This window comes from Chryseobacterium sp. HMWF035 (assembly GCF_003094695.1).
GTDB lineage: Bacteria > Bacteroidota > Bacteroidia > Flavobacteriales > Weeksellaceae > Chryseobacterium > Chryseobacterium gambrini.
The window spans coordinates 1-26,614 of sequence record NZ_QEHP01000087.1 but is presented as its reverse complement, the minus strand read 5'-3'; the positions used below and the strand labels follow the sequence as shown (position 1 = coordinate 26,614).

22 protein-coding genes are annotated in these 26,614 nt (G+C 36.1%); 7 read left to right on the top strand and 15 right to left on the bottom strand.

Translation table 11 applies throughout. The features are described from left to right. Window positions 1-91: 91 nt before the first annotated feature. From DD829_RS13340 to DD829_RS13330, 3 genes are all read right to left on the bottom strand, one after another. Window positions 92-649, bottom strand: a complete 558-nt coding sequence (locus DD829_RS13340) for an SGNH/GDSL hydrolase family protein (RefSeq protein WP_165814862.1) — start codon at window positions 647-649, stop codon at window positions 92-94. Window positions 650-821: 172 nt separating this feature from the next. Then, window positions 822-1,205 carry a DUF1634 domain-containing protein gene (locus tag DD829_RS13335; RefSeq protein WP_076396752.1) on the bottom strand — a complete coding sequence of 128 codons (384 nt, stop codon included), beginning with the start codon at window positions 1,203-1,205 and terminating at the stop codon, window positions 822-824. Continuing rightward, window positions 1,205-2,035, bottom strand: coding sequence for a sulfite exporter TauE/SafE family protein (locus DD829_RS13330; protein WP_076396750.1), 831 nt, complete (start codon window positions 2,033-2,035; stop codon window positions 1,205-1,207). The genes DD829_RS13335 and DD829_RS13330 overlap by 1 nt, the downstream gene beginning before the upstream one ends. Before the next feature lie 85 nt (window positions 2,036-2,120). Here DD829_RS13330 and DD829_RS13325 point away from each other — a divergent pair, with 85 nt between their 5' ends. Next, entirely contained in the window at window positions 2,121-2,666 is a 546-nt protein-coding gene (locus DD829_RS13325; protein ID WP_108411610.1) for a DUF1543 domain-containing protein, read from the top strand. Between the two features lie 131 nt (window positions 2,667-2,797). After that, entirely contained in the window at window positions 2,798-3,910 is a 1,113-nt protein-coding gene (locus tag DD829_RS13320; RefSeq protein ID WP_108411611.1) for a 5-(carboxyamino)imidazole ribonucleotide synthase, read from the top strand. Window positions 3,911-3,959: 49 nt separating this feature from the next. Here DD829_RS13320 and DD829_RS13315 read toward each other — a convergent pair whose 3' ends face one another. The 5 genes from DD829_RS13315 to DD829_RS13295 form a co-directional block, all read right to left on the bottom strand. Further along, window positions 3,960-4,373, bottom strand: coding sequence for a hypothetical protein (locus DD829_RS13315; RefSeq protein ID WP_116547831.1), 414 nt, complete (start codon window positions 4,371-4,373; stop codon window positions 3,960-3,962). A 125-nt stretch (window positions 4,374-4,498) separates the two neighbouring features. Then, the gene (locus DD829_RS13310) at window positions 4,499-4,936 is read right to left on the bottom strand and encodes a hypothetical protein (protein ID WP_116547830.1); all 438 of its coding nucleotides are present in this window, start codon (window positions 4,934-4,936) and stop codon (window positions 4,499-4,501) included. Between the two features lie 62 nt (window positions 4,937-4,998). Further along, the gene (locus DD829_RS13305; protein ID WP_108409703.1) at window positions 4,999-7,122 is read right to left on the bottom strand and encodes a cation:proton antiporter; all 2,124 of its coding nucleotides are present in this window, start codon (window positions 7,120-7,122) and stop codon (window positions 4,999-5,001) included. A 7-nt stretch (window positions 7,123-7,129) separates the two neighbouring features. Continuing rightward, complete coding sequence (locus tag DD829_RS13300; RefSeq protein WP_108409702.1) at window positions 7,130-7,696, bottom strand: hypothetical protein; 567 nt, start codon at window positions 7,694-7,696, stop codon at window positions 7,130-7,132. 91 nt (window positions 7,697-7,787) lie between these two features. Then, complete coding sequence (locus DD829_RS13295; protein WP_108409701.1) at window positions 7,788-8,693, bottom strand: DMT family transporter; 906 nt, start codon at window positions 8,691-8,693, stop codon at window positions 7,788-7,790. A gap of 146 nt (window positions 8,694-8,839) precedes the next feature. Between DD829_RS13295 and purE the strand changes: the two genes are divergently transcribed. Continuing rightward, on the top strand, window positions 8,840-9,343 hold the full coding sequence (purE, locus tag DD829_RS13290) for a 5-(carboxyamino)imidazole ribonucleotide mutase (RefSeq protein WP_108409700.1): 504 nt from the start codon (window positions 8,840-8,842) through the stop codon (window positions 9,341-9,343). A 164-nt stretch (window positions 9,344-9,507) separates the two neighbouring features. On the opposite strand, the gene yiaA is transcribed toward purE, so the two are convergent. Continuing rightward, window positions 9,508-9,900 carry an inner membrane protein YiaA gene (gene yiaA / locus DD829_RS13285; RefSeq protein WP_072952793.1) on the bottom strand — a complete coding sequence of 131 codons (393 nt, stop codon included), beginning with the start codon at window positions 9,898-9,900 and terminating at the stop codon, window positions 9,508-9,510. Between the two features lie 232 nt (window positions 9,901-10,132). Next, window positions 10,133-11,446, bottom strand: a complete 1,314-nt coding sequence (gene ahcY / locus DD829_RS13280; RefSeq protein ID WP_108411292.1) for an adenosylhomocysteinase — start codon at window positions 11,444-11,446, stop codon at window positions 10,133-10,135. A gap of 244 nt (window positions 11,447-11,690) precedes the next feature. Here ahcY and DD829_RS13275 point away from each other — a divergent pair, with 244 nt between their 5' ends. Beyond that, window positions 11,691-12,305, top strand: coding sequence for a 4'-phosphopantetheinyl transferase family protein (locus DD829_RS13275; RefSeq protein WP_108410669.1), 615 nt, complete (start codon window positions 11,691-11,693; stop codon window positions 12,303-12,305). On the opposite strand, the gene DD829_RS13270 is transcribed toward DD829_RS13275, so the two are convergent. The 3 genes from DD829_RS13270 to porU all read right to left on the bottom strand — a co-directional run bounded on the left by DD829_RS13270 (window position 12,286) and on the right by porU (window position 20,138). Then, complete coding sequence (locus DD829_RS13270; RefSeq protein ID WP_108410670.1) at window positions 12,286-14,568, bottom strand: FUSC family protein; 2,283 nt, start codon at window positions 14,566-14,568, stop codon at window positions 12,286-12,288. The genes DD829_RS13275 and DD829_RS13270 overlap by 20 nt on opposite strands. 449 nt (window positions 14,569-15,017) lie before the next feature. Then, on the bottom strand, window positions 15,018-16,181 hold the full coding sequence (gene porV, locus DD829_RS13265; RefSeq protein WP_108410671.1) for a type IX secretion system outer membrane channel protein PorV: 1,164 nt from the start codon (window positions 16,179-16,181) through the stop codon (window positions 15,018-15,020). A gap of 60 nt (window positions 16,182-16,241) precedes the next feature. After that, window positions 16,242-20,138: a type IX secretion system sortase PorU gene (porU, locus tag DD829_RS13260; RefSeq protein ID WP_116547829.1), complete on the bottom strand. Its 3,897-nt coding sequence runs from the start codon at window positions 20,136-20,138 to the stop codon at window positions 16,242-16,244. A 164-nt stretch (window positions 20,139-20,302) separates the two neighbouring features. Between porU and gldJ the strand changes: the two genes are divergently transcribed. Continuing rightward, window positions 20,303-21,898, top strand: a complete 1,596-nt coding sequence (gene gldJ, locus DD829_RS13255) for a gliding motility lipoprotein GldJ (protein ID WP_087711389.1) — start codon at window positions 20,303-20,305, stop codon at window positions 21,896-21,898. Window positions 21,899-21,962: 64 nt separating this feature from the next. After that, window positions 21,963-23,234: a UDP-N-acetylmuramoyl-tripeptide--D-alanyl-D-alanine ligase gene (locus DD829_RS13250; RefSeq protein WP_116547828.1), complete on the top strand. Its 1,272-nt coding sequence runs from the start codon at window positions 21,963-21,965 to the stop codon at window positions 23,232-23,234. 251 nt (window positions 23,235-23,485) lie between these two features. On the opposite strand, the gene DD829_RS13245 is transcribed toward DD829_RS13250, so the two are convergent. Together DD829_RS13245 and DD829_RS13240 are read right to left on the bottom strand one after the other, a co-directional pair. Further along, on the bottom strand, window positions 23,486-24,697 hold the full coding sequence (locus tag DD829_RS13245; RefSeq protein WP_123906861.1) for a hypothetical protein: 1,212 nt from the start codon (window positions 24,695-24,697) through the stop codon (window positions 23,486-23,488). A 740-nt stretch (window positions 24,698-25,437) separates the two neighbouring features. After that, window positions 25,438-26,046 (bottom strand): NUDIX hydrolase, encoded by a 609-nt coding sequence (locus DD829_RS13240; RefSeq protein WP_076394728.1) that lies wholly within the window; start codon window positions 26,044-26,046, stop codon window positions 25,438-25,440. A gap of 40 nt (window positions 26,047-26,086) precedes the next feature. On the opposite strand from DD829_RS13240, the gene DD829_RS13235 reads away from it, so the two are divergent. Further along, window positions 26,087-26,476 carry an orotate phosphoribosyltransferase gene (locus tag DD829_RS13235; RefSeq protein ID WP_076394730.1) on the top strand — a complete coding sequence of 130 codons (390 nt, stop codon included), beginning with the start codon at window positions 26,087-26,089 and terminating at the stop codon, window positions 26,474-26,476. Window positions 26,477-26,614 lie beyond the last annotated feature (138 nt).

The following is a 26,614-nucleotide window of genomic DNA, read 5'->3' as shown; positions in this document are numbered from 1 at the left end:
TTGATCTCCACCAGTGCTTTTGTCCTCTTCGGATTAACGTGCATAATTTATTAAAATATATCCTGAATTTCACCAACTATTTTTCAGTACATTACCTAATTTTCTCATTCAGAATTTTATATGCTATGACATTCATATGAACTCCATCAATGGAATATTCATTGCCTGTTTTATTTTTAAATATTTCGTAGGTATCTATTAATCCTATTTTGTTTTTCAGTGCTGTTTTTCTTATTTCTTCATTAATTTTTAACTTTGAAGTAAATGTATCTTCGTAATTGATAAAGTTATAAGGAAATGAAACTTGAAAATCAGGCGGGATAGTGATTACATATATTCTGTCAAATTTATTTTTATTTTCTGAAATAATAAGCTGAAGATTTTCGACACACTTTTTTATAATTTCTTCTTTATTTCCAGGATTGGTAGCAATACTTTTAACATCATTTGCACCAACGGAAATAATCAATTTTTTTCCTGATTTTATTTCATCTTTTAATAATAGATATTTTAGTTTTATCTGCTCCGAAGTCTGTCCCGTCATTCCAAGATTTAAACTGTTATTGCCTGTTGACCAATATTGTACATGAGAATCTCCGATGAGAACATAATCATATTTTTTAGCAGTATCAATTTTTATTTCAGGCATTCGAAGGGGATCAAGCCTTGTGTCATTGTATTTGTCTAAACATCGATAAAAAATCTGAAAAATTATGATTGAAAAAATAATGGTAAAAGAAAAAGCGATAAGAAAAATCTTTATTAGTAAACAGCTTTTTTTCATCCAATCAAGTAAACAAATATAATTTTTATAGAATTAATTAATGCGCATACCCCGTAAAGAAACTGATTGCCATAATCGCAAGAACGATGGAAGAAATGACTACGTAGATGTAGTCTTTTTCTTTTAGGTAACCAATCAATGCGAAAATAATTCTCATTAACGGAGTGAACACCAAAAGAAGAATTCCCAACTGGATAATCGCCATTCCTTCTCCTTTACAAAGCGAATTCCAGAAGTGTCCCCACACTTTTTCCGAAGATTCGCCCATATCCAGAGAAGTATATTTTTTAGGCATTTTAAATCCTTCCGTGAAAAGTTTGATAAAGCCGATTAATGATGTTGCAACAGAAAGGATAACTCCCAGTCTCAGCAAATTTCCTACCGAACGGTTCAGATCTACATCCGTGAAATTCTTTCTCATTATCTGAAGCTTTTATTGATACCGTTGTACATCATGTAAACCGAAAGAATTGTGATGACAATGGCAAAGAATGTCTTTAATTTTTTGGTCTTGGAAACCATCAGCGTTTTAGATCCGATAAAACTTCCTACCACAACCCCAATAAGAACCGGAGCTGCAATAACCGGAATAATTTCACCTCTCTGAAAATAGATCAGCGCACTCGCAACCGCTGTTACCCCGATCATAAAATTACTCGTCGTCGTAGAAACTTTAAAAGGCAGTTTCATCATATTATCCATTGCCAGAACTTTCAGCGCACCGGAACCGATTCCCAGCAATCCAGACATGGCTCCTGCGAACATCATCATCAGAAATCCGGGAACTGTATTTCTTGCAGAGTAGCTTTTCACCACCCCTTTATCAGGAAAAGTTCCGAACAATTTTAATTTTTCTTCCAGACTTCCTTTAATAATAGGTTCCTGATGATCCGGTTTTCCTTTTAAATTTAAAATAACCGTTAAAAGAAGAATACTCGCGAAAATAATTCCGATCGTATTCGGATTTAACATTCCGGAAACCAAAGCTCCCACGATGGCGCCCGAAGTAGTGGCTATTTCTAAAAACATCCCGACTCTCATATTGGTAAAGCCTTCTTTTACAAAAGCTACCGCCGCACCGGAAGAAGTTCCGATAACAGAGATAAGAGAAGCACCGATGGCGTAATGCATAGGAACGCCGAAACCCAGCGTTAATAAAGGAATAATGATAACTCCTCCTCCCAATCCGGTCAAAGAACCCAGAAGTCCTGCCGAAATGGCTCCAAGAAAGAGAATGATGATTTCTGACATGTTACAAATATAAAACTATTGCGTTAGTCTGCCAAACGTTTAAAAAAGATAAATTTGACGTATTTTTGCACAAACAGAATTTTATATGAAATTATTTTATATCATCCTCGGAGCCACCCCGGAAGGACGAAATATAGAGCAGCACGATGTTTTCTTCGGAATCGCCGAAAGTCTGAAAGATCTGGTTCCGGATATGAAAGAGTTCTGGAAGGATGCCAAAATCCACATCGACTGTTATCAGGAAGTGCGTTTTATCGATGGTTATGAAGTGAAAATTACAGAAAGAGGAGAGAAAACATCGGAAGAACAGCTTTATTTTATTAACCTTGGAGGATATAAAAGAGGTTTTTTTGAAGAATTTCATGAACAGCATTTAATGGTTGGAAATTCGATGGCGGAAGTTACAAAAAGAGCAAAAGCCACAGAATTTTATAAAACCATGGGATTTAAAGGAGCGGAAAGCCATATTGATGATAAACACGGTGTAGACATTGATGATATTTTCAAGGTAAATGATATTCTTCCTGAAAAAATGAAAGAAAAATATTCTATTACATTAATAAAATCCAATGCTGAAAATCAGGAAAACGTAGTGGAACTGGGATATCTGAAAATTGATAAAATTCAATAAAACATAATGCTCATAGCTGAGTGAAACGCCTTTGCGAGCGAAAAATAATGAGTGAATTTTTCAAAAAGTCTTAGCGAGCTTAGCGTTAAATTTTAAACTATATTAAATCTAACAGAAAATAAAAGTAAAAAATGAAAATTGGAATTTTAGGAGGAGGACAGCTCGGACGAATGCTGATTCAGGAAGCATTGAAATACGATGATGAATTTTATACGCTGGATCCTGCTTCAGACGCACCCTGTCATAATATTTCCTACTTTACACAGGGAAATTTCAACGATTATGAAACCGTTCTGAATTTCGGTAAAAATAAAGATGTGGTAACCATCGAAATCGAGCATGTAAATGCGGATGCTCTTGCCGAACTTGAAAATCAGGGGATAAAAGTCGTTCCGAATTCTAAAATCATTAAAACGATTCAGCAGAAAATTCTTCAGAAACAGTTTTATGCACAACACGATATTCCAAGTCCTGAATTTGAAGTAATGGATGGAAGTTCCGATGAAATTAAAATGCCTCTGCCGTTTGTACAGAAAATGAACACAGGAGGTTACGACGGAAAAGGGGTTCAGGTAATCCGCACCCATGAAGACATGAAAAATCTCTGGATACAGGATTCTGTGATCGAAAAATTAGTGGATATTGATAAAGAACTTTCTGTAATTGTTGCCAGAAATGAAAACGGAGAAACAAAAACCTTTCCTGTAACGGAAATGGTTGCCGATCCGAAGCTTAATCTGCTGGATTTCAACATTTGTCCGGTTTTTTTAACCGAAGAAATTGAAGAGCAGATCAATTCGATCACAGAAAAATTTCTCAATGCGATTCATTCTTCGGGACTTTTCGCCATCGAACTGTTTTTAGATAAAGAAGGAAAAGTCTGGGTAAACGAAACGGCTCCGAGACTTCACAATTCAGGACATCAGAGTCAGGAAGGAAATGCGAATTCACAGTTTGAGCAGATGTACCGCGTGGTGAAGAATTTACCTCTGGCAGATACGGATGCCATTATCTACAGCGGAATGCTGAATTTAGTAGGCGCAGAAGGCTTTTCCGGAAAAGTAGTTTATGAAGGAATGGAAGATGTTTTAAGACTTCCTGAAACCTACGTTCACCTGTATGGAAAAACAGAAACCAAACCGGGAAGAAAAATGGGGCACATCAATGTTCTGGCAGAATCCAGAGAAGAACTGATGGAAAAACTGGTGATGGTGAAAGGAATGGTAAGAGTTATTTCTGAATAATTTTACTATTTACATCATTGAAAAAGACTGCTTGAGAAGGCAGTCTTTTTTAGTTTTTAATTTTATTTTTTAACTCTGGAAGCTTCATTTCTTTTTTCTTTTTTGAAATATCTCCATAAACTGTTTTTGAATCTTTATTAAATGTAAGCCAATAACATCCGCAAGCTGAAATATAATAATCTTTTGGTCTTTCTTTGATGTGAAAATAGTTATTCTTACTTCCGTCACTCGCAGCATTAAGACTCATGATGTAGTATTTACCTAGTTGAAATGAAGAAAGATAAGGTCTATAGAGATTTCCATTATCTCCCCAAATGATAAATGTCTTTCTGGATTCTTTTCCTTTTACAACTTCAATAACTTCAACTTCCATAGACATTGGAACCTGCTCATCATAAATATCTTTGAAGGTAATAAACTTTTTTACTTTAACTACAGTGATTAATTTTGAATTTAAAGACATTTTAAGAAATCTCCTTTATAATTACAATAACAGGCATAATTTTATTCATATGTTCCAAAGAATAGTATAAAACAGATTATATAGGTAAATTTCATTTACTTGAACTATTTCTAAAATTAATGTCTTTATTTTCTTTTAATATCATTTAAATAATGATCAACATAATTTTCATAATTACTTCTCAAATTTTCACTTTCGTTTTGAAAATAACTTTGTGCGTTCTCTGCTGTTTTGATATATTTTTTAAGTTTAAGATTAAAATTCCAAAATTTATACGTTAAGAATAAAGAAAATATTAATATCGAAAAAATATTAAAAATAACGAGTTCCGAATTACTATCAAAATAATTACTTACGGTGAATAACTTGAAGAGATTGTATAGTGATAGAACTATAACAGCCATATTAAGAAAAGCGATCAAATAATTCAAAATTTCATTTTTTTGAATTATTACAAAATCATTCTTTAACTCTTTGAATTTTTGTTCATGCGTATTTACTCTCTGGATTTTAAACAATTTATATTGCCTTAAATCTTCGTTGATTCTTTCTGTTTCATTCATGATTTGGTAATTAGTTTTTAATAAGTGAAATATAAATATTATTTGAATATAATATACAATTCTTACTTAAAAATCTTCTTAATCACATTTCCGATTTCCATAAAATCATCATGATTTCCTACGGAACGTTTTTCCACATCATTTTCATCAAATTCGGAGAACGGGAAAACCAGCAAATAATTATTGTCGCGAAGGTTTCTGTTTAAAAGTTCCGGAATCAGCCTCATCTGCGGAATGTAGGACTTCATGCCTCTTTTTGCCATAAAAACAATTAAAGCTTCATCTTCTTTAAGTTCCGCTGCGGTTTTTTCGCCGTCTTTCCATGAATTCATAATGATAAATTCAGCTTCAATATTAGCTTTTTTAATAATTTTCTGAAGAATGTCTAAAATAGTTTCCGAAGCATAAAAAACAATCGTCGCACCGGAGTTTCTGGCAATATTCCAAACCCTTAAAAGCGCATGAAAGAAACCTGCTTCTTTATGGGCATTTTCGGGAATCATCACCGCATATTTTTTGATGGTCGACAAAGGCTGTGCAGCGTGATACACCAAAACATTAACGTGGTCGTTCTGAAGATAGCCGTTGTAAAGATTATACACAAAAGAAGGGGAAAAGCCTTTTTCATCTTCCAGTCCGATGATGATATCGGTGATATTCTGCTCTTTAATAACGTTATTCACTCCATTGATGACATCATTGTCGTATCTTTTCAGTGGCTGAATCTTTACATCCGCAGCAGCAGCAGTATCTGTAGCGCTGTGCAGCAGTTTTTCGGCATTCTTTACGGAAGATTCGTTTTTATCTTCGTTAATGACGTTCAGCGCGAATATATTTTCTGTGTTAGAATGGGCTTTAATTAAAATTCCCAGATTCACCATTCTTTCGACGGTGGCTTCATAATTTAAAGCTAAAAGAATATTTTCCTCTTCATGCGTATTTCCGGAAACCGTATCTTCATTATCCTGTTCTGCAATTTTCTGTGCACTTGCCATCGAAACAAATGATGATATCGTACATGAAATCAGAATCAGCAGAATACTTCCGTTCAGAACGTGCTCATTTAATAATCTGATCGGTTCTCCCGTTTCCGTTTCCGAAAGGATAATATTGTAACCTACCATTACTGAAGCCAGCGTTGCCGCTGCCGAAGCGGAACTCAGCCCGAAAATCAGCTTTCCTTCTTCTTTGGTAAGCCTGAATGTTTTCTGTGTAGCTACCGCCGAAAGATATTTTCCGCCAATCGAAGCTACAAGCATAATTCCGGCGACTTCCAGTGTTTCCCAGCTTTTAAAAAAGACTTTAAAATCAATCAGCATTCCTACACTGATCAGGAAAAAAGGAATGAAAATCGCATTCCCGACAAATTCTACACGGTTCATCAGCGATGAGGTGTGAGGAATCAGCCTGTTTAAAGCCAATCCAGCGAAGAAGGCTCCGATAATGGCTTCTACTCCTGCCAATTCTGCCAGTAAAGCGGCGAGATAAATCATCACCAAAACAAAAATATACTGCGAAATTTTATCATCTACTTTTTTGAAAAACCATCGTCCGATCATGGGAAAAATCAGCAAAACAATCAGTGCGAATACAACGAATGAGACTGAAAGTTTCACCCAGAATTCTGTACCGACATCACCCTGCGACATTCCCACAATTACGGCAAGAACCAAAAGCGCAAGAATATCCGTAATCATCGTTCCGCCCACGGTAATATTTACTGCCGGGTTTTTGGCAATTCCCAACTTGCTTATCAAAGGATAGGCAATTAAGGTGTGTGACGAGAATAAACTGGCAAAAAGAACAGAGGTAAGGACAGAAAAATGCAGAATATAATAGGCTCCGAAATATCCTAAAACAAAAGGCACGGTGAATGTGTAAATTCCGAAGGTGAGACTTTTCCATTTATTTTTCTTAAAATCACCCATGTCTATTTCCAGTCCTGCAAGAAACATGATGTAGAGCAATCCTGTGGTTCCTGTTACCACAATGCTGCTGTCTCTTGCAAGAACATTGAAGCCATTCGGACCGATTACTGCTCCTGCGATAATCAATCCCAACAGATGCGGAACTTTTATTTTATTTAAAAGCAATGGTGCGGCAAGAATAATAATTAAAACCAGAAGAAATTTAAGTACCGGGTCTTCGATGGGAAGACTCAGGTTGTGTATGCTCAGTAAAGTCATTATGTGTTTATTTGGTGGAACGGATTAGTTCTACGGAGAATTTTGCCATACAGTTATTGTCTACTGCGATGGTTCTTGTACCTCTTATTTTATTGGCTGAAAAATCATTGAGAAGCACATTCATTTCGACCTGTTTTTTCGATGTGGAATCTGTTTTAAAAGTAAGCTTTGCCTCGTTATTTTCAAATTTTCCGGAGTAAAGCCTTACCAGATTATTGTTGTTAATGATCTTAGTAACCAACTGAATAGAATCGCTGTCGAATTCCCAGGTATCGGTACGTTGATCGCCGACTACGTAATCGCTGCAGTTGGACTCTGTACAGATCACTTTTCCCGTCCAGGATCCGGCAATTTCAGCAGGCCAGACTACAATTTTTACAGAATCTTTTTTGGCAAAAATACTGTCTCTCATTTTTAAAAGAGACTGATATTCAGATTCTTTCTGGGCGAATGATTTTTCTTTTTCCAGTAATTGCTGCTCTCTTAAAGTAAGGTCATTTTCCTTTTTTCTGTTGTCGCAGCTCGTTAAAAGGATTGATATAGCAGAAACTGCAAATAGGGCGTTTTTTATCATATTGAATAACTTGGTGAAAACAATATAGGAAAAAAAACGGAAAGTTAAAAGTCTTGATTTTTATCTTAATGGCAGATTTTTTAATCAATTTTTATTCAATTCGTTGTTTTTTGAACATTTCTCTGTTGTAATTAATAACAAAAACACCCAAAATGATCAATATTGCTGCAATGATAAATTTAGCTGAAATTTCTTCATTAAGGATCAGCCAGCTTAAGAAAATGGAAATAATGGTATTGATATATGCCAGAATAGAAACCTGAACCGGAGAAACCTTGGTTAAAGCATAATGATAAGCAAAAAAAGCTGCAACGGAGCCAAAAAGCGAAAGATAAAGCATTGCGGAAATACTTTTTACAGACCAGTTTTCGAAGTTATAATTTTCGCTGAAAAGTAAAGCAAAGATAATCTGAATGATCCCTGCAAAAGCAAACTGATAAAAAAGATTCAGCGAAATATTTTTACTCTGAATATTCATTTTTTTAGTGAAAATCGTTCCTGAAGCCCATCCTGCAATGGCAAAGAGTAAAAGGAGAATCCCAAATCTGTAATCCGGATTGGCTAAATCGTTAATACCGTCCCAGAAGATGAATAAAATGCCTCCAAAACACATGAAAAGCCCCAACATTGCACGAACGGTGAATTTCTGCAAGCCGATTGCCACACTTCCTAAAAATACGACGATGGGTGAAGTGGCACTGATTAATGAAGTTAAACTGCTGGTTAAAGTCTCTTCAGCAACGGTTGTCAGTCCGTTTGCCATAATCAGCATCAATGAAGAAAAAATAAGCTGATACCCCAGATTTTTCCAGCCGATCCACTGAAACTGTTTTCTGTACAGTAAAATTAAAAGCATGATAACTGCTGCTAAAAACTGACGGATTCCCGCAACAAACCAAGCCGGAATGGTTTCAACAGCAACACGAATTGATAAAAATGTGGTTCCCCAGACAACAGCAACGGTGAGAATGGCAAGAGTAAGCTTAAAATCTTTCAAAATGGTGGTCTTAGCGGCAAATATATTCAATTAAAAGTTTATCCAAAAGCTTTCTGAAGCTTCATTCCTTTTGCCCAACAACTTTTACGCCTTTTTGCATGAGGTTTTTTAATTTTTTATCTTTGAGCATCTAATAAATTGAAAAAATGGTAGGAATAATAATGGGAAGTCAGAGCGACTTACCGATCATGGAACAGGCAGCGAATTTTTTAAAATCTTTAGACATACCTTATGAACTGACGGTAGTTTCTGCCCACAGAACACCGGAAAGAATGTTTGATTATGCAAAAACAGCTAAAGAAAGAGGCTTGAAAGTAATTGTTGCCGGAGCGGGAGGAGCAGCCCATCTTCCGGGAATGGTAGCAAGCTGCACAACTTTACCTGTGATCGGAGTTCCGATTTTATCGAGCAACTCTATTGATGGTTGGGATTCTGTATTATCCATTCTTCAGATGCCGGGCGGAATTCCTGTAGCTACAGTTGCTTTGAACGGTGCTTTGAATGCGGGAATTTTAGCTGCAAAAATCATTGGAAGCTCAGACGATACTGTTGCTGAAAGCCTTCAGAAATATCAGGAATCTTTAAAAGATAAAGTTCTGGGAACGGTGGATGATATTAAAGATAAACATCCGAATCATTTTGATAAATAATTTAATACAGGATAAAGACTCAGGCTCACGAACTTCGTGAGCCTGAGTCTTTATCACTACTCCTGAAATTTAGTTAGTTATTCCGCTACAGCTTGTTTCATCAGGATTTTTTTCGAGTTCCATTAAAATAAAAACTCTCCGAATTTGGAGAGTCTAATCTTTTTTTATTCCTGAAGCATATTGTCTCTGGTATTTTTCTGCACGGCAATGGCTCCGAAAAGTGCCAGTAAAAAGGCAAATCCGTAAAACCCTTTTTCACTTGGAAGAATTGTCGCATTCCATAATCCGATTGCCAGTAATACGATGGAGGAAAGGGTCGCAAACCAGCAGATTCCATAATAGATGTCAGTTACTTTGATGTTTTCCAGCCTGTCGCGTACTGCTTTCTGCAAAGAAACCACTGCGAATAATCCATACAGAAGAATGGTGAAATAATATCCTTTCTCATTAAGCTGCATTTCCGCTCTCGCTAAACCTACGATAAAACCAATCATTCCGGCTCCTAAAGCGATCCAGGATGCCGCGACAAATGCAGTTGATACATTTTGCTTTTTCATGTTTAATGTTTTTGTTAAAGGTTTCAAAGATATTAATTTAAATTAAATGTGAACAATAACTGAAATTCTAAATTTTTATTGTTTAAAATTTTAAATTATATAAATGAAAAAGAAATTATTTGTTGCGTTTTCATTAGTTTCCAGTGGCGGCGAAGCCGCCACTGGAAACTAATGAAAACAAAAAACTCTCCTTTTTGGGGAGAGTTTCAATATATAAAAGCAAATATGCTTATTAGTATCTGTAATATTCAGGTTTGAATGGTCCTTTCACATCCACCCCGATATATTCAGCCTGCTCAGGAGAAAGAGTTTCTAGTTCAACGCTTAATTTCTTAAGGTGAAGAGCCGCTACTTTTTCATCCAGATGTTTAGGCAACATATATACTTCGTTTCCATAAGCTTCAGAATTGTTCCAAAGTTCAATCTGAGCCAAAGTCTGGTTAGAGAAAGAGTTAGACATTACAAAACTTGGGTGTCCTGTAGCACATCCTAAGTTTACTAATCTACCTTCCGCAAGAATAATCACTTCTTTACCTTCTACAGTATAGATATCAACCTGAGGTTTTACTTCAGATTTTGTGTGACCGTAGTTGTCGTTTAACCAAGCCATATCGATTTCGTTATCGAAGTGTCCGATGTTACAAACGATCGCTTTATCTTTCATTTTAAGGAAATGTTCTCCTCTTACAATGTTGAAGTTACCTGTTGTTGTAATGATGATATCTGCGTTATCCACTACAGTATCCAATCTTTTTACTTCGTAACCGTCCATTGCAGCCTGAAGCGCACAAATTGGATCTATTTCGGTAACCGTAACGATAGAACCAGCTCCTCTGAAAGAAGCAGCAGTACCTTTACCTACATCTCCGTATCCGCAAACTACCACTCTTTTTCCTGCCAACATAATGTCTGTAGCTCTTCTTACAGCATCTACTGCAGATTCTTTACATCCGTACTTGTTGTCGAATTTAGATTTCGTTACAGAATCGTTTACGTTGATGGCAGGCATTACCAAAGTTCCGTTCTTCATTCTTTCGTACAATCTGTGAACACCTGTTGTTGTTTCTTCAGAAAGACCTTTAATTTCTGCAGTAAGTTCAGGGAACTTATCAAAAACCATGTTAGTTAAATCTCCACCATCATCCAGGATCATGTTCAACGGTTTTCTGTCTTCACCAAAGAAAATAGTCTGCTCTATACACCAGTCAAATTCCTCCGCGTTCATTCCTTTCCACGCATAAACCGGAATTCCTGCAGCAGCAATTGCAGCAGCAGCGTGATCCTGTGTAGAGAAAATATTACAAGAAGACCATGTAACTTCAGCACCTAAAGCTACCAATGTCTCGATAAGTACAGCAGTCTGGATAGTCATGTGAAGACATCCTGCGATTCTTGCACCTTTTAACGGTTGAGACGGTCCGTATTCTTCACGAATTGCCATCAAACCAGGCATTTCCGCTTCAGCAAGGGTAATTTCTTTTCTTCCCCATTCTGCAAGGGAGATGTCCTTAACTTTATAAGGCATGTATTGTGTTGTAGTACTCATATGAATGAATAAGTTTTAATTCAATTGATAATGTGCAAAATTACAATTAATAATTTAGATAAAAAAACATACTTCTGTCAAGAATTATATGATATTAAGCATATTATAACGATTTTTATTGCATTTTAGATAACAACATTTAAGATAATAGATAATATAAATCTGAATTTAATAATTTTGAATACTTCTGAATTCAAAATACGATTCACAAGAAAATTGTTATTTTAGCAAAATAATTCAATACATGCCACTTTACCGCGATTTTTCTGATGATAATGCTACAATTCTCGTATGGAAATATGATGAAGATGAAACACTGGATATTCATGAACTTTTGGAACCCGAAAATGCCGATAAAGTAAAAGATTATCATCCCAAAAAATTACTGGAGGTTTTAATGGTGCGTAAATTATTAAAAAGCCTAAAACCTGATTCCAAGATTTTATATAAAGAAAGAGAACCATTTTTATCTCCGAAAGATGCGGAAATATCCATTACGCATTCATTTCCTTTTGCAGCTATTGCCATTTCGAAGAGTAAAATAGGAATAGATATTGAAAAATTTAATCCTAAAATTTTAAGAGTCATTGATAAATTCACCTACGAAAATGAACGCGGGTTTATTCCATCAGACAATGAAGTGACTTTTTACACGATTATCTGGAGCGTTAAAGAAAGCATGTATAAAATTCATCATTCCAAACACTGGTCGCTGAAAAAGCATTATGAAGTGAAGCCTTTTGAACTGAAATATCTTCATCACATCAAATGCAGGGTTCATGATGATAAAATTTCAGATGAATTCAAAGCAAGGGTAGAATTTTTTGATGATTACTGCTTTACGATTGTTGAAGAATAGGATCGCGCTTCTCAACAGAGTCCGTTTCATTCCGGTATTTTTCAATCACTTTTCGCTGTTCTTTGGCAACGTCAAAGATCAGTTCCAGAACATCGTGAATATTTTTTAGCTCCGTTAAATGCGAAATTTTGTTAGGATCTCTCAAATCATAGGCTTCGTTTTCAGTAAGCTCGGTTTTTCGCTTTAAAATTAAATCTTCCAAAGAGGAATCTTCAGGTTCTATGCGGCTTTCTTTTTTTAATTCTTCCGTTATGGTATCTCCATGTAAAAGAATTGAAACCTTCTGCATTTCGGCTTCTATTTTTCTGCTCCAGCTTTCGGCGTCAATTTCAGGATACTTTTCATCATCCTTTACATATTGGGAAAGGGAAGCGGTATAGGCAGTGATAAGGTGTGAAGTCGCTACAAACTGATGCACTACTTCCAGTTTTTTCTGCTGATTTTTAGGATCGGAAATCATTCTCTGAAAATTGTCAGAAAGATTTGCCAACGAAATAATAGCGTTTTTACGTTTTACTTTATAATCTTCAAGATCATATTTTTCTTCCAGAAACTTGGAAATTACACTTTGGAAATAACTGAGATTGGCTTCCGCAGATTTCTTCATCAGATCCAGATTTTGGGTATGCTCCCAAACCGGAAGAACGATGTAGGCAACCAGAGAAGTAATTATGGCTGCAATAATGGTATCTACAATTCTGTCTTTAAAAATGATGTTGACTTTTCCGGGACTTAAAAAATTAAAGCTCAGAAAAATATAAATCGTCATAAACAGAACTGCCCAGAAATATTTTCCCTTCAGAAAGCTGAAACACATAATCATGCTTAATAAAAGAATAGTAAATAAAACTTCGTTAATGTGGATGAAATGCAGAATTCCATAGGCAATTACAGCTCCGGCAACAGTTCCGTACAAACGGAGCAGATTTCTCTGTTTGGTAATGGAGTAGGCGGGTTTTAAGATCGCAACAATGGTAATTAAAATCCAATAGGTGTGTCCGATTCCTAAAAACTGGAATAATGAAAATAGATATCCCAATAATAACGCAATCGTAATTCTCAAAGCATGTCTGAAATGAGATGACGAAAGTGAAATATTGTTTCTTAAAACTCTGAAATTCAGTTTTTCCTCATTGGGCATGAATTTTTTAAGATCCAGACCAGTGGAAAGACTTTTTGCAAGCTTTACATTCTGGGAGAAAACTTTATAAATCTCATCAATTTCTTTGGTGATTTCATTAATGCGCATCAGAATCTGGCGCAGCACCATGAAGTTTTCGAAATTTTCGGGAGATATTTTTTTGTTTCTGAGATCGAAATAATTATGATTTAAATTACTCAGCTCCGTATCGAGATCGAACATTGGTTTTGCTCTTGTCCCGATTTGCAGGGCGATTCCGATGTTGGTAATTTCTTCGGCAAGCAGATTAAGATAATCATGAATATCCACAAGAATAGTGGTATCGTCAAAAATCTGCTGCAGTTTCTGATAATCACTTTCTGAAGTCATCAGTTTTTCATGAAGATCCATAGAATTCAGAAACATCAGCATCAGCAAACGGCTTGTTGTAGTAGATTCGTTTACGATGGTTCTCGTCTTGAAAACCGTTTCTCTGGTTTCTTCCTGAAGGTTCTTGATCCCGATCTGTTTGGCAATAACCTGTGTGGTCAGTTTATCAAAATCCGGATTTTTCTGATAATAATTGGCTTTGATTTTTAAAAATTCGGCTAACTGAAGGTAATTTTCTCCAATCATCTGGCTTGCCAGTTTGTAAGGCTGAATGGTCGTTACGACAAGAAATATCAATAAAAACCAAGTACATCCGGAAGCAAAAATCAGTAAACTTTTGAAAATATTGCTTCCGGTTAAATGTCCGTCGATGAAAATCGCAAGAACAACCAATGATAAAGAACCAACGGCAGCTAATCTCTGTCCGTAAACTCCGATCAGGGAAAAGAACATTCCAAAAACTATAATTTCTGCGAAAACCAGAATTTTAAAGTTCATCACAAGGCTTGCAACCGTCGCAACGAATACGAAGCAGAATATGGCAAATGTTAATGCATTTCTTCTTCTAATGAAAGGTCCCGGCTGATCTGTTAAAGCAACAAAGCTGGTTCCGAGCGGAAATAGGAAATATTCTTTCAGAATCCCGAAGTGGGCGAGAACGAGACAGGGCAGAACGGTAGCCAGTGTAATTCTGATTGCAGAATATACATATTGACTGGTTACGAATTTTTTGAGTTCTGCAGAGTAGTTCATGCTACAAAATTAAGAGTTAAATGTGAATTGTGCGCTTTACTTTATGCGGTAATTATTAAATTTTTGAAAAATCTCAAGATGTGAATCGTCAATTTTACTTCACCAGTTAAATGTGAATTTTTCATAGATAGGAGCTTTGTGATTCCCCTCCTTTGGAGGGGTGGCAAAAATTCGTAAGAATTTTTTGACGGGGTGGTCTTTATATATCCAATGTGTATTATAGTATGGGCTTGTAATTATTCCGAAATATTGAAATCACATACAAAAACCTAGCCGTGATAGCAGCGGTTACCCCACAGCAGAAATGGGAAAGGTGAGGGATTGAGATTGGCGGGCGCAGGAGCGAGGAGTAAGCGGATAGCACGAAAAAGCTCCTGAAAAAGAAGTAGAGTTCTAAAAACAAAAAAGTCCCATAAATTATGAGACTTTTGTATGGTATGTTTCAGATTTTAATTGTCTACGTTTGAGGTTTCATCACCGATGTTCCATGTAAGTCCGAAACGAAGGGTGTTATCCAAAGCCGTATTAATTTTAGACATATTGATGAGGTAAGAAACGTCCAGACCGAAAGAACGGTATTTTAATCCGATACCCGCAGTTGCAAACTGTCTCGCTCCCTGTTCTTCACTTTCGTGGAAATACCCTGTTCTTACAGAGAATGCATTGTCATAAGAATATTCTAATGCACCACTATACATGATGGAATTTTTGTTTTTGAAAGATTTTCCGATTCCTGCCATTACACCAACGTTCGGAACCTGATAGATCGGCTGTCTTGTATTCGGGTCAATTCCTACATATTCTGAACCTGGAACCAGGATTTTTGAACCTTCAAAACTTAAGCCCACTCTGTTCATATCATCAAGATACATATCGTAACCAAGTCCTAATCTAGCCATAGTAGGAAGGTAAGATCTGGAATCTTCGTTTCCTGTGTAATCCAGTTTCGGACCTAAGTTCTGAACAGCAAAACCGGCGTTGATTTTTCCGTCCATTCCTCCTAAACTCGAGAATCTTGGAGATGTATAGTATCCTGAAACATCTACTGCAAAAGAGTTTGCCGGTTTAAGCGTTGTATCTGTGTTGAATCCTCCGGCTAAGTCTGAACGGATGTATCTCCCGGTAACCGCCATTGAATATGAATCGGATAGTTTAAGACCATAAGCTACGTCGATGGAAAATTCGTTTGGTTTTGAGGTTCCCATTGAAGTTACTTCGTTTCCTACTAACTGAGTAAGGTCTACTTCTCCCATATTGAAGTAATAAATACTTGCAGAGATGGTAGATCTTTCTTCCTGCCCTAAGAATTTGTGGAAGGCTCCGTATAATAAAAACACATCATTGGTAAGTTTTCCCATGTAAGGCGTATAGTTTAGCCCGACGGAAGAACTCGATCTGCTGAAAGGATATTTCGCTGCATTCCAGAATTGTGAAAAAGCATCCGGAGAGGTTACCACACCCTGATCTCCCATACCTCCAGCTCTTGCATCTGGTGCGATTCTTAAGAAAGGAGCTCCGGTTAATACAGGTCTTACTAGACTTAAATCTTGAGAATAGCCTAAAAAACCAGCACTTAACCCAATTCCTAAAAGCAGTTTAGTAGTTAAATTCATATGTTGTCTTTTATATATTATCAGTTTTTTGTTAATATTATTACTGTTATCGTTTTAAATTTATTTCAAAAGTACCATTTTTTCTACAGCTGTAGCACTTCCTTTGCATTTTTCTTGATTTTGACTTTTTGCAAATATCTTAAAAATATACGTACCTTTTGCTACTGTTGCCCCAAAATCGTCTCTTCCGTCCCATTCTATTGCCTGACGCGGCGTTCTAAAGCCCTGTAGGAAGGGTTCTGCAACTACAGGCTGTGATAAAGTTCTTACCAATTTTCCTGTAATTGTATAAATCTGAACGTTTACATCCAGAATATCGTCGCAATTATGCTCAAACTGAACATACGTTTTGTTCGTAAACGGATTCGGCCAGTTCAGAGGTCGGTTGATTACCAAATGCTGATCTGCTTCATCCTTAACTTCAAAATTTAACGTAGCAGTTGTAGAATTATTGTTTATGTCCCAAACTTTAAATGTTAACTGATGTTGTCCCACCGCAAGATTTCTAAAAGGATACGTTACATTTCCTTTCTGATAATCTGCCAAACTCGGGCTTAAACATCCGTTTCCTTCCCCTGAAGCATAAAAATCATTCAGTACAATTGTATTGATAATTTGTCCGTCCAAATATACTGTAATATCATGACCAATACCAGAACCTGTAGAATTAATTCCTGTATCGTCTGTAACACACGCCAGTAACATCGGATTCTGGTCTGTGATACCGCCGTCTGCGAAGTTGGTATTGTTCATATACAATTTTACTTTTGGCGGTTCGTTATCATTAATTCCGTTCGGATTGATATCTCCCACCTGAACCGGCTGGTTGTTGAATACATCAGAAGATTTATTATCTGCATATCCTAAAATTCTGCCTGTTCCCACTGCGTAATTGATGTCTTTCGGAACATAAAATTCTACAGTGAAAACTCCGTTTACAGCGGTTCCGGAAGCTTTTACGATCGCACTTCCTTCCTCGGTGTACTGAAGAACCGGCGTTAATCCTCCGTCGTTATTCAAAGTGGTTTTGTTTAATCTTTTATCAAAAATATTAATGACCACTCTTCCGTTAAACGTTGTATTTACCGTTCCGTTCGGATTATTGATGTGTCCTTTTACTTTCACAAAATCAAGACCTCTGATCAACCCCGGAACCGGAGTTTCAATATTATCAATAACCAATAATCTTTTCGGTCTGGTCAGTTTCATCGCAGGATCTCCTAAGAAATTAACCTTTAAATGTTCTGAAGAGGCTCCTCTCTGTTTTTTTGCATTCAGATGGGCATATCCTAAAGTATCGAAATCATCGTTGGTAAGTTTAAAGATATTTTGCGTGAAAAGGTTGGTGAAATCTACCCCATAACCTACGTCGATTGCACGGCTAGAAGTAATCATTGTTGCTGGACCTCCCTGTTTAAGTTTCATAAACTGTTCTCCTGCGGAAGAAACGTCAGGATCATCCCAAAGCGTGAACTCGCAGGTAATTGTAGATACAAACGGAAATCTGCTGTACACATTAGAGAAGTTATTCGCATTCTGAATTTCAGATAATGTTAAAACTCTTTCCTGCGCCCATCCGTTGATTCCTCCGTGTCCGAAATAGAAAAGATAAAGGCTGTTTCCGATATCATTGGAGATTGCCTGGTTTACCTGAGGATATCTTTGTCCTCCCGCTGTACTTTGCGCCTGAAAAGCATCAAGGTAAAGTTTTCTTACGTTATACTCTTTAAGAGTCGTATTGTTTTGTTCAAAAACCGTTGCCAGAGAATTGTTCATTACAGTATGGAAAGGTGCACCTCCGTCGTTATCATCATCCACAACAAAATCCAGCTTCATTTTCCATTCCCCGAAAGGCGTAGACTGACCGGATAAACTGTTATAATAAGCTAGAGTCTTATCAATCATATTGGAAGCTTCCGTCGCATTGGCAGCCGGAATTCTGCCCACAGGAAGATCCGGAAGATTAAAATCGATGTAGCTTACAGTCTGTGGTTTCGTCATCACAATATAATCATCAGTAACGAATGATCTTATCACGTCCTGAGAAATTTCACTCTGATAGCTGGATACGATATTGTTATTACCCGGGATTCTGTTCTTATAATCAAATGAGGTATCTCCCAAAATAAATACATATTTCAATGTTCCAAGTGGAGTATTTAGCTTCGTTACAAAATCTCTGATCGCCGTAAGATCTCTACTGCCGCTTCCGAATTCATTATAGATTTTTTCCGTATCTACCACCTGTACATTATAATTGTTTTTGGTCTGGTGATAGTTGGCAATTCTTTGTGCCTGTCCCAGCATTTCAGGAGTCGTGATAATTAAATAATCTACATTTTGTAACGCTGAAATGTTCTGGTTGTTGATTCTTCCAACAAATGAAGGACTGAATGCCGCATCCGCTCTGAAAGCTACAAATTCATTATTGAAGTTCAGATTTGATGCCGTGTAAGCAAAGTTAAATGATGCACTTCCTGCGGCTTTATTTACTCTTCTGTTGGCATTGGTAATATCTGTAACGTCCCAGATCTGCTCTGCCGCAGAAGCGTTGGAAAGACTGAAACCATAAGTGGTATTGCTTCCGGTAACCAGAGAAAAATCACGGAAACTCATCTGAGTACCGTTGAAGCTTAAATTATCTTTATACTGTACCTCAAAATAATCCGGGTAGAAAGTTCCGTTCGGATTCAGGGTAATATCAGGTTTCATGTTAATGGTAATCTGAGTTCCGCTTAAACCGGATACAACTCCCGAATAATTCATAGGATAAAATTCATACGTTGAGCTCAGATCCGGAGTAGGAACCGTAAAAGGAATCGGATTTTGATTATTGATATTATAAAGCAATTTGTTTTTTTGAGACTTATAGCCAATTACCTGTGCTTTATACCGAACCTCATCGCCTGTCTGAAGGGGAGAAGCAGTCGTAAAGGTAATCGTTTTGTCTGTTACAAAAGGAGCATCTTCCACCCATGTTCTTCCCACTCTCATCAGGTTTTTCTGGTCTACATTAATTACCTGATAATTATCAAATCTTGTGATAAGCGGAGTAGCAGGTAAATTAACATCTACCGGCTGAACTCTTTTTCCGGGACCTTTATCGAAATTGATGAAGTAATAGGAATAATCTTCATAAATATTTTTCAGGTTTTCACTCGGATATGTTCTTGATTCTGTTCTTTTAACTCCGTTTCCGTTCGAGTTATTATATAAATTGTATCCGTTCGGACCCTGTGCATAGAATAAAGCATAGTCATTATCATTCCATACACCGTCGTCTTCTCCCACTACCTGAATCGCATTTTCCTGAAGCGCACTGTATCTTGCGTCCTGATTGTTTTCCGGAAGCATGATTCCGCCGTTTCCGTAAATTCTGAAATTTTTAGGATTTACAGAAGAAGGGTTGATGCCGTTATCCTGCAAAAACTGTCGGGTTATTTTAAATATACCCGATTTGTCTACTCTTATTTTGTAAAAAGTTCCTGCTGATAAAGGATTGTTTGTAGTCCCCAGTTTTAAAGTATTTCCAAAACTGTTGGAAACATTAGTTTCTGAAAGTTCAAAAGACGATAGCCTCTGGATCTGTCCCTTTACATTTTTGAAAAGAGATACGTTTGCGCTTGCATATCTTGCTCCGTCGGCATTATAATAAACCACATCTTTGATCTCCTGATCCGTAATAAGATCCTTACTTAATGAAAATAATTCCTTTGCAGAAACATTTTCCCAGACAGGATTAGAAACTTTTAACTGGTTTTCGCCAACTTGTTGTTTAGTTGTTATAAAAATGTTATTTTGGCTGAATGAAAATCCCTGATTTTTAAAATTTGGGAGATTGAGTTTTGTCTCACCAAAGTCTCGAATTTTAGCACCATCCCATTCGATAGTGATTCTTTGAGCCCAAAGTGTTGATACAAAGCTTAATAAAAATAAAAGAGAAATTTTTTGTTTCATGTTTACTATTGAAATTTCTGAATTACAAAATAAATGAAAATTTTATAATTAAATTGTGATACAATAAAATTAATTTGTTAACGTTTTTCAAAAAAATCAACTCTTTACTTGATTTATTGAATAATTTATTTTTTCTTTGTACTTTGAAAATATTTATATCGACTATGAAAAAACTAAAGTTGTTTTCATTAATAGCATTAAGTTCTACACTTGCATTAACCAGTTGCGGAGGATCTAATAATGGCGGCGGTACTAAAAAATTTGTCAGCAAAACAGGTTGGAAACCAAACGAGAAACAAGGTTGGTTTTTTGCAGGAAAGCAACAAAAACAAAAAGGTTGGCCGGGAATGGTATATGTAGAAGGTGGAACTTTTACAATGGGATTAGTGAAAGATGATGTTATGCACGATTGGAATAACTCGCCTCGCAGAATGCAGGTAAGTTCATTCTTCATCGGGGAAACTGAAATTACTAACTACGAATACCGCGAATACCTTACATGGTTGAAGTATGTATTCCCACCAAGCGATCCAAGCTTTAAGGAAATCTACAACGGTGCGTTGCCGGATACCTTATTGTGGGACAACAAATTATCTAGAAATGACTACAACGAGACGTATTTCCGTGCTCCTGAATTCGATTACTATCCTGTAGTAGGAGTATCGTGGACTCAGGCAAACAGATACTGCGAATGGTTGTCAGACAGAGCGAACGAGAAAGCTTTAATGCAAGCTGGTATCATTGCAAAAGATTTGTACATTAACGAATCTAATAACCAGGGTGGAACTGCATTCAACATGGATAAATTCAAATCGAATGATCCTGAAATGCAAGGTTACATCAATGAAAAAAGAATGCAGCAGAAAACAGGTCTGAAAACGACTAACCAAAGATTATTGGCTGCAAACAGAGCTCCGAACGCTGCAATGGTAACAAAATTCAGACTTCCTACAGAAGTTGAATGGGAATACGCAGCTTTAGGTATGGCTAAAAACAGAGAGTACAATCAGTATATGGGCAAAAAGCCTGAAATTGAAAAACTGAGAGGTACTAAAGGAAGAGAAAAAGGAATGTTCCTTGAAAACTTCAAAATGGGAACAGGAGATTACTCTGGTATCGCAGGTTGGAAAAATGACGGTTCTGCAAGAACTTCAGATGTAAGACAATTCCCTTCTAACGATTTAGGAATCTACGGAATGTACGGAAACGTTGCAGAATGGACTGCGGATGTTTACAGACCTATCATCGATGAAGATTTCAGTGACTTCAACTATTACAGAGGAAACATGCCGCAGGCTATCGTAAGAAACGGTGACGGAACTTACAAAATGGTAGACGAAAGCAGCATTAAATATGATACTTTAGCTGACGGAAGATTGGTATACAGAAACCTACCGGGTCAGTATGAAAGACAAACAATTGCTGATTACAGAAACTACAGAGATGGTGACAGAATGTCTTCTTTAGATTACAGAACTGCATCAGATTCTGCTACCTCATACGACATGTACAATTCTCCGAAATCGAGATTTATTGTAGATGCTCAGGGTAGAGTAGTACTGCAAAAAGACAGAAAAGAAAGAACTTCTGCTATTACTAACGACGTAAGAGTGGTAAAAGGAGGTTCTTGGCAGGATACAGCATACTGGTTGGATCCGGGACAAAGAAGATACAAGTCTCAGGATAAAGCTTACGGATGGATTGGATTCCGTGTAGCTCAGGATGCGAGAGCCAACGAAAAAGGTAGAACAAGAAGATAATATTTATCAAAATAATTTTCAAAAAACCTTCCGGAATTCTGGAAGGTTTTTTTATTTTTGAACTATGAATATAGAACAGTTTTACCCTTTATTTTTACAATCCGAAAAAGCTACCATCGACAGCCGAAAAGTCGGAAAGAATGATATTTTCTTTGCTTTTTCTGGAGAAAATTTCAATGCAGCAACATTGGCTGAACAGGCAGTTGAAAATGGCGCTTTAGCCGTGATTGTTGAACAGCAGGAATTTGAAAATAAAGAAAAAAATATTTTCTTCGTTCATTCTACACTGGAGTTTTTGCAGCAACTTGCCATTTATCACAGAAAACAATTGCAGATTCCTGTGATCGGTTTAACCGGAAGCAATGGGAAAACCACTACAAAAGAAATCATTCATGCTGTTCTTTCCGAAAAATTTAATGTACAGTATACTTCCGGAAATCTTAATAATCACATCGGAGTTCCTTTAACCCTTCTTTCCATTAAGCCGGAACACGAAATAGCAGTCATTGAAATGGGAGCAAATCACCAGAAGGAAATTGCTCTTTTAAGCTCCATTTCCCAGCCGGATTTCGGATATATTACCAATTTCGGGAAGGCACATCTGGAAGGTTTCGGAGGATACGAAGGAGTAATTAAAGGAAAATCTGAGCTGTACGATTATCTTAAAGATCATAAAAAGACGATCATTGTTAACGAAAATGATCCGATTCAGGTGGAAAAAACTGAAAATTATGTACCAAAAATTACTTTCGGAAGAGAAAATTCAGATTATCAGTTTGAATTATTTTCAGAAGGAAACTTTGTGGGTCTGAAATATAAAGATCAGAAAGCAGTTTCAAAGCTTACCGGAGAATATAATTTCACCAACCTTTGTGCGGCGGCGAGTTTAGGTCTTCACTTCGGAATTGATTTTGAGAACATTAAAAATGCCATCGAAAATTATACGCCCACCAATATGCGTTCCCAGATCGTGAAAAAAGAAGGGAAAACACTGGTTTTGGATACCTATAATGCCAATCCTAGTTCTATGACTGCTTCTTTGCACAATTTCATCACCTTTGAAGGTTCAAAAACGATTATTATAGGCGATATGTTGGAATTGGGAGTAGAAAGTACGGTAGAGCATCAAAATATTTTAAAAATAGCGCATGATTTGGGTTTCAACGAAATCATTACCGTTGGAAAACATTTTAAAGCAGTAAATAATTCTTCAAAATCTTTTGAAAACACAGCAGAGTTAGTAGAATATCTCGGTTTAAACAAAATAAAATCAGAAAACATCTTGTTAAAAGCTTCCAGAGGAATTTCACTCGAGAAAGCGATTGATTTTATTTAGTATTTACTCCCAATAATTATTTAAATATGTAGTAAGAATGATTTCTCCCTTAATTTAATCTGGTACAGGAGAAATTTTAATTCACATTGATTTATCATTTTTGACTTATTTCTTTTATTAAATGGTATCTTCGACTGGCTGAATCTGATAGCAATATTAACAAAGTTTAATCTAACGATCATTCTGAGCCAGCCGAAGAATAGAAATAGCTTACCTATCTATAATACGATCGATATTCACTGAAAAACCTGCTAATTGAGTTTTTCTATGTTTAGAGCTGTGCAACTGGGTATCGTTTGCATATTCGTTGCATCAACTCTCTGCATTCTTATTCTCAAAGCGCTTCCTGCAGCTAATTGTATAATAAAGTTTCTGCCGGAACAATTATTAGATCCATTATAAGCATGAATAATGATATTTGAATTGACGATTTCTGTTCCGCCATTTTCCAGCCAAAATCTGCTGGAGAATTCATTACTTCCTGCAGGTATAGTAGTTCCTACAGAATAATTAACCCGATAAACACCTGCTTCTGATACCGTAACTGTATTGGAAGCCAACGTAAATATCCCTCCAATATTTGTTCTTCCGGTTCCTAAAGATAAAGTTGTAGTAATATTGGTAATAGTTTGTGAAGCGGCTGTATCATAAGCATCAAAAACCTTTAGTTCTTTGTAAGCTCCGCCATCTGTTCCTACAGAAATTACATTATTGGCATTTGCACTCACCACATTTGCCGTAGCGGTAGTTGCATCTTCTTTTATATAAGTGATAACACCTGTTGTCGCATTTTGATTAAGATTTGTTATCGTTTCTTTTATATCTGTAACCACATTGTTCTCATTAGTGTAAGTCGCGATCGTTTTTCCGGCAGTTTGTGTATTCGTGATGGTAGTTATATTTTGTAACGAACTTAAATTTTGTGTTGTAATAACTCCATTTACATTTGATGTTAAGACAGAACCCGATAAACTTAATGTATTTGAATTAACAACAGGAGCGGTTGAAATTACTCCGTTTACATTTGAAGTAACAGTATTTCCACTGGTGGAAATGCTATTGGTGATACTTGCAGGAGCAATGGCTTGAGGAATCCAGGTTGTGCCATTCCATGTTAATACTTGTCCGGTGGTTGCTCCCTGCTGGGAAATTCTCAATTCGTTTCCGGTACTTCCGTTACCGGATAAAGTGTTATTTGTTAGTATTTTAGCATTTCCTGCAGAAGCTTGTGCAACAACAGAATTTGCCGATACATATTTTACTACACCATCTGTATCAAAAACCATAATGGAATCTTTTGCAGATTGAGAGGAACCAGTCTGGGTGATTTTTCTAACGCGTAACGTACCATTAATATCTAAAGTGTGTGTTGGTGAAGGTGTATTTATACCCATATTTCCACTTTGAGCATTAAAAAACAATACTGTAAACAATAGTACAACAAAGGAATACGTTTTTTTCATAATTATTTTTTTTCGAGTTAACATTATCCTGATACTAATTTTTCTCCGATGAAACGATCAGTACTCCTGAGAAACAATAAATAAAAAATGAATTTTTCATATCTGATGATTATTTAGATATTAACTAATAATCAACAGGTATGCTTTGTTGTTTAAAGTATTGATTTTAAATAGTTTATGTATTATGTCTTGTTTTAAAAATTCCAAAATATAGAATTTTTTACATTTTTTGGATTTTTTTGCTATTAATGAAAAATAGTAAGATAGAAGTAAGTTCGACGTAAAAACAACACAATAATATTCAATAAGAATGGGCTTTATTCCATTTTAACAATTAAGAAAGCAATTGGCTTTAGCCAAAACTCATATTAAATTTCGGTTAAACTCAATTTTGATTTGAAATATTACCATCGAACTGAAACCAAACGCAATTAATAAAGTGTAATAGCTAGATTATCAGTTGATTTTCAATTTTATTAAATCGAACTTACTTTAAGACAAGAACTTTTGAGGTACTATTTGAAAATTGCAGAAAAATGAATAGAAATTCTTGTTTTCAAACAAATTTACTGATGTAGAAAAGAATATATTTTAAGGTTTAATAAAAGGTAAAGAGAAGAAATAAAGATTAAAAATCTTCGATTGATAGCGGAAACTGGCTTGAAAAAATACATGAAAGCATTCTAGCGTTAATAACCCACTAAAAATTAATGGGGCTCACAATATTGAAAAAAAATGGTTTATGCCTTTTTCTCCCAGAACTCGTTAATAATTAACTTAATATTTTTAAATGTACTCGGGGAAACTTCGCTTTCAATTTGTGCAGTATTTTTCCATGCAACTTCTGTAATTCCTTCTTCAATCTGAGGTTTTGAAGTATCTTCTCCGTTGAAATTCATTTCAAACCAATGTGTACATTTCAAAACTTTATCGCCGTTTCTTTCGACATAAATGTGATAGGTCGTGTTGATAAACTGTACCAGTTCCACATGGGCAAGTCCGGTTTCCTCTTCAATTTCGCGTACAGCAGACTCTTCACGCGATTCTCCTTTTTCCATTTTACCTTTCGGAAGATCCCATTTTCCCAGTCTTTTAATGAAAAGAATTTCACCTTCAGGATTATTTACAATTCCTCCCGCTGCTTCGATAATTCTGAACAGCTTTTGAAATTCTGCCCATATTTCATCGATATTCTCGCCGAAAACATTCAATTCTTTCACCGATGTATTTTCCAGAAGATCCAACGCGATTTCCAGGCTTGTGACGTTTTCGTATCCAAGCGTTTTTTCTAAGTTTTCAGATTGCTTAGACAACAATAATTTTTTTTCGTTCACAAAAACTTTATACATATATTTGTAAGAATTAAGAATTTAAATACAAAAATAAAAAATGAATTTAGAAGGACGAAAGATTATTGTTAATAAATCATCTAAAGACTTGGTAGAAATCCTGAAATCGCCAGAAAATTACAAAGATTTCATGCCGGACGGTCTTCAGAAATTTGAAACGAGAGAAGATGGATTTAAATTCGGATTGCAGGGAATGCCGGAAATTGCTCTGAAAATTGATGAAGTAACAGATGAGAAAGCAGTGTTGAAGTCTGCAAGTTCAAGCTTAGATTTTTCTTTAACAGCGGCTTTGAGTCCTCTTAACGAAAACCAGACCGAAGTTCAGATGCTGTTTGAAGGAAAATTCAACCCGTTTATCAAAATGATGGTGGAAAAACCTCTTCAGAATTTCATTAATACACTTACCGATAAGATCGAAGTTTACAAATAAACGAAAACCTTCAGCAATGAAGGTTTTTTATGCTTTAAACAAGGCATAATACTGAAAAATAGTTGGTAGAATCCTATCAAAAACTCATTGTTAGGCTGTTTGGAGGAAGTTTTATGAAACGTGTTTCATAAAACTTTT

What these genes read in the sequence shown, in the direction of transcription:
- DD829_RS13340 (WP_165814862.1), bottom strand. Translation starts at nt 649, where the DNA reads ATGCCTGAAATAAAAATTGATACTGCTAAAAAATATGATTATGTTCTC.
- DD829_RS13335 (WP_076396752.1), bottom strand. Translation starts at nt 1,205, where the DNA reads ATGAGAAAGAATTTCACGGATGTAGATCTGAACCGTTCGGTAGGAAAT.
- DD829_RS13330 (WP_076396750.1), bottom strand. Translation starts at nt 2,035, where the DNA reads ATGTCAGAAATCATCATTCTCTTTCTTGGAGCCATTTCGGCAGGACTT.
- DD829_RS13325 (WP_108411610.1), top strand. Translation starts at nt 2,121, where the DNA reads ATGAAATTATTTTATATCATCCTCGGAGCCACCCCGGAAGGACGAAAT.
- DD829_RS13320 (WP_108411611.1), top strand. Translation starts at nt 2,798, where the DNA reads ATGAAAATTGGAATTTTAGGAGGAGGACAGCTCGGACGAATGCTGATT.
- DD829_RS13315 (WP_116547831.1), bottom strand. Translation starts at nt 4,373, where the DNA reads ATGTCTTTAAATTCAAAATTAATCACTGTAGTTAAAGTAAAAAAGTTT.
- DD829_RS13310 (WP_116547830.1), bottom strand. Translation starts at nt 4,936, where the DNA reads ATGAATGAAACAGAAAGAATCAACGAAGATTTAAGGCAATATAAATTG.
- DD829_RS13305 (WP_108409703.1), bottom strand. Translation starts at nt 7,122, where the DNA reads ATGACTTTACTGAGCATACACAACCTGAGTCTTCCCATCGAAGACCCG.
- DD829_RS13300 (WP_108409702.1), bottom strand. Translation starts at nt 7,696, where the DNA reads ATGATAAAAAACGCCCTATTTGCAGTTTCTGCTATATCAATCCTTTTA.
- purE (WP_108409700.1), top strand. Translation starts at nt 8,840, where the DNA reads ATGGTAGGAATAATAATGGGAAGTCAGAGCGACTTACCGATCATGGAA.
- yiaA (WP_072952793.1), bottom strand. Translation starts at nt 9,900, where the DNA reads ATGAAAAAGCAAAATGTATCAACTGCATTTGTCGCGGCATCCTGGATC.
- ahcY (WP_108411292.1), bottom strand. Translation starts at nt 11,446, where the DNA reads ATGAGTACTACAACACAATACATGCCTTATAAAGTTAAGGACATCTCC.
- DD829_RS13275 (WP_108410669.1), top strand. Translation starts at nt 11,691, where the DNA reads ATGCCACTTTACCGCGATTTTTCTGATGATAATGCTACAATTCTCGTA.
- DD829_RS13270 (WP_108410670.1), bottom strand. Translation starts at nt 14,568, where the DNA reads ATGAACTACTCTGCAGAACTCAAAAAATTCGTAACCAGTCAATATGTA.
- porV (WP_108410671.1), bottom strand. Translation starts at nt 16,181, where the DNA reads ATGAATTTAACTACTAAACTGCTTTTAGGAATTGGGTTAAGTGCTGGT.
- porU (WP_116547829.1), bottom strand. Translation starts at nt 20,138, where the DNA reads ATGAAACAAAAAATTTCTCTTTTATTTTTATTAAGCTTTGTATCAACA.
- gldJ (WP_087711389.1), top strand. Translation starts at nt 20,303, where the DNA reads ATGAAAAAACTAAAGTTGTTTTCATTAATAGCATTAAGTTCTACACTT.
- DD829_RS13250 (WP_116547828.1), top strand. Translation starts at nt 21,963, where the DNA reads ATGAATATAGAACAGTTTTACCCTTTATTTTTACAATCCGAAAAAGCT.
- DD829_RS13245 (WP_123906861.1), bottom strand. Translation starts at nt 24,697, where the DNA reads ATGAAAAAAACGTATTCCTTTGTTGTACTATTGTTTACAGTATTGTTT.
- DD829_RS13240 (WP_076394728.1), bottom strand. Translation starts at nt 26,046, where the DNA reads ATGTATAAAGTTTTTGTGAACGAAAAAAAATTATTGTTGTCTAAGCAA.
- DD829_RS13235 (WP_076394730.1), top strand. Translation starts at nt 26,087, where the DNA reads ATGAATTTAGAAGGACGAAAGATTATTGTTAATAAATCATCTAAAGAC.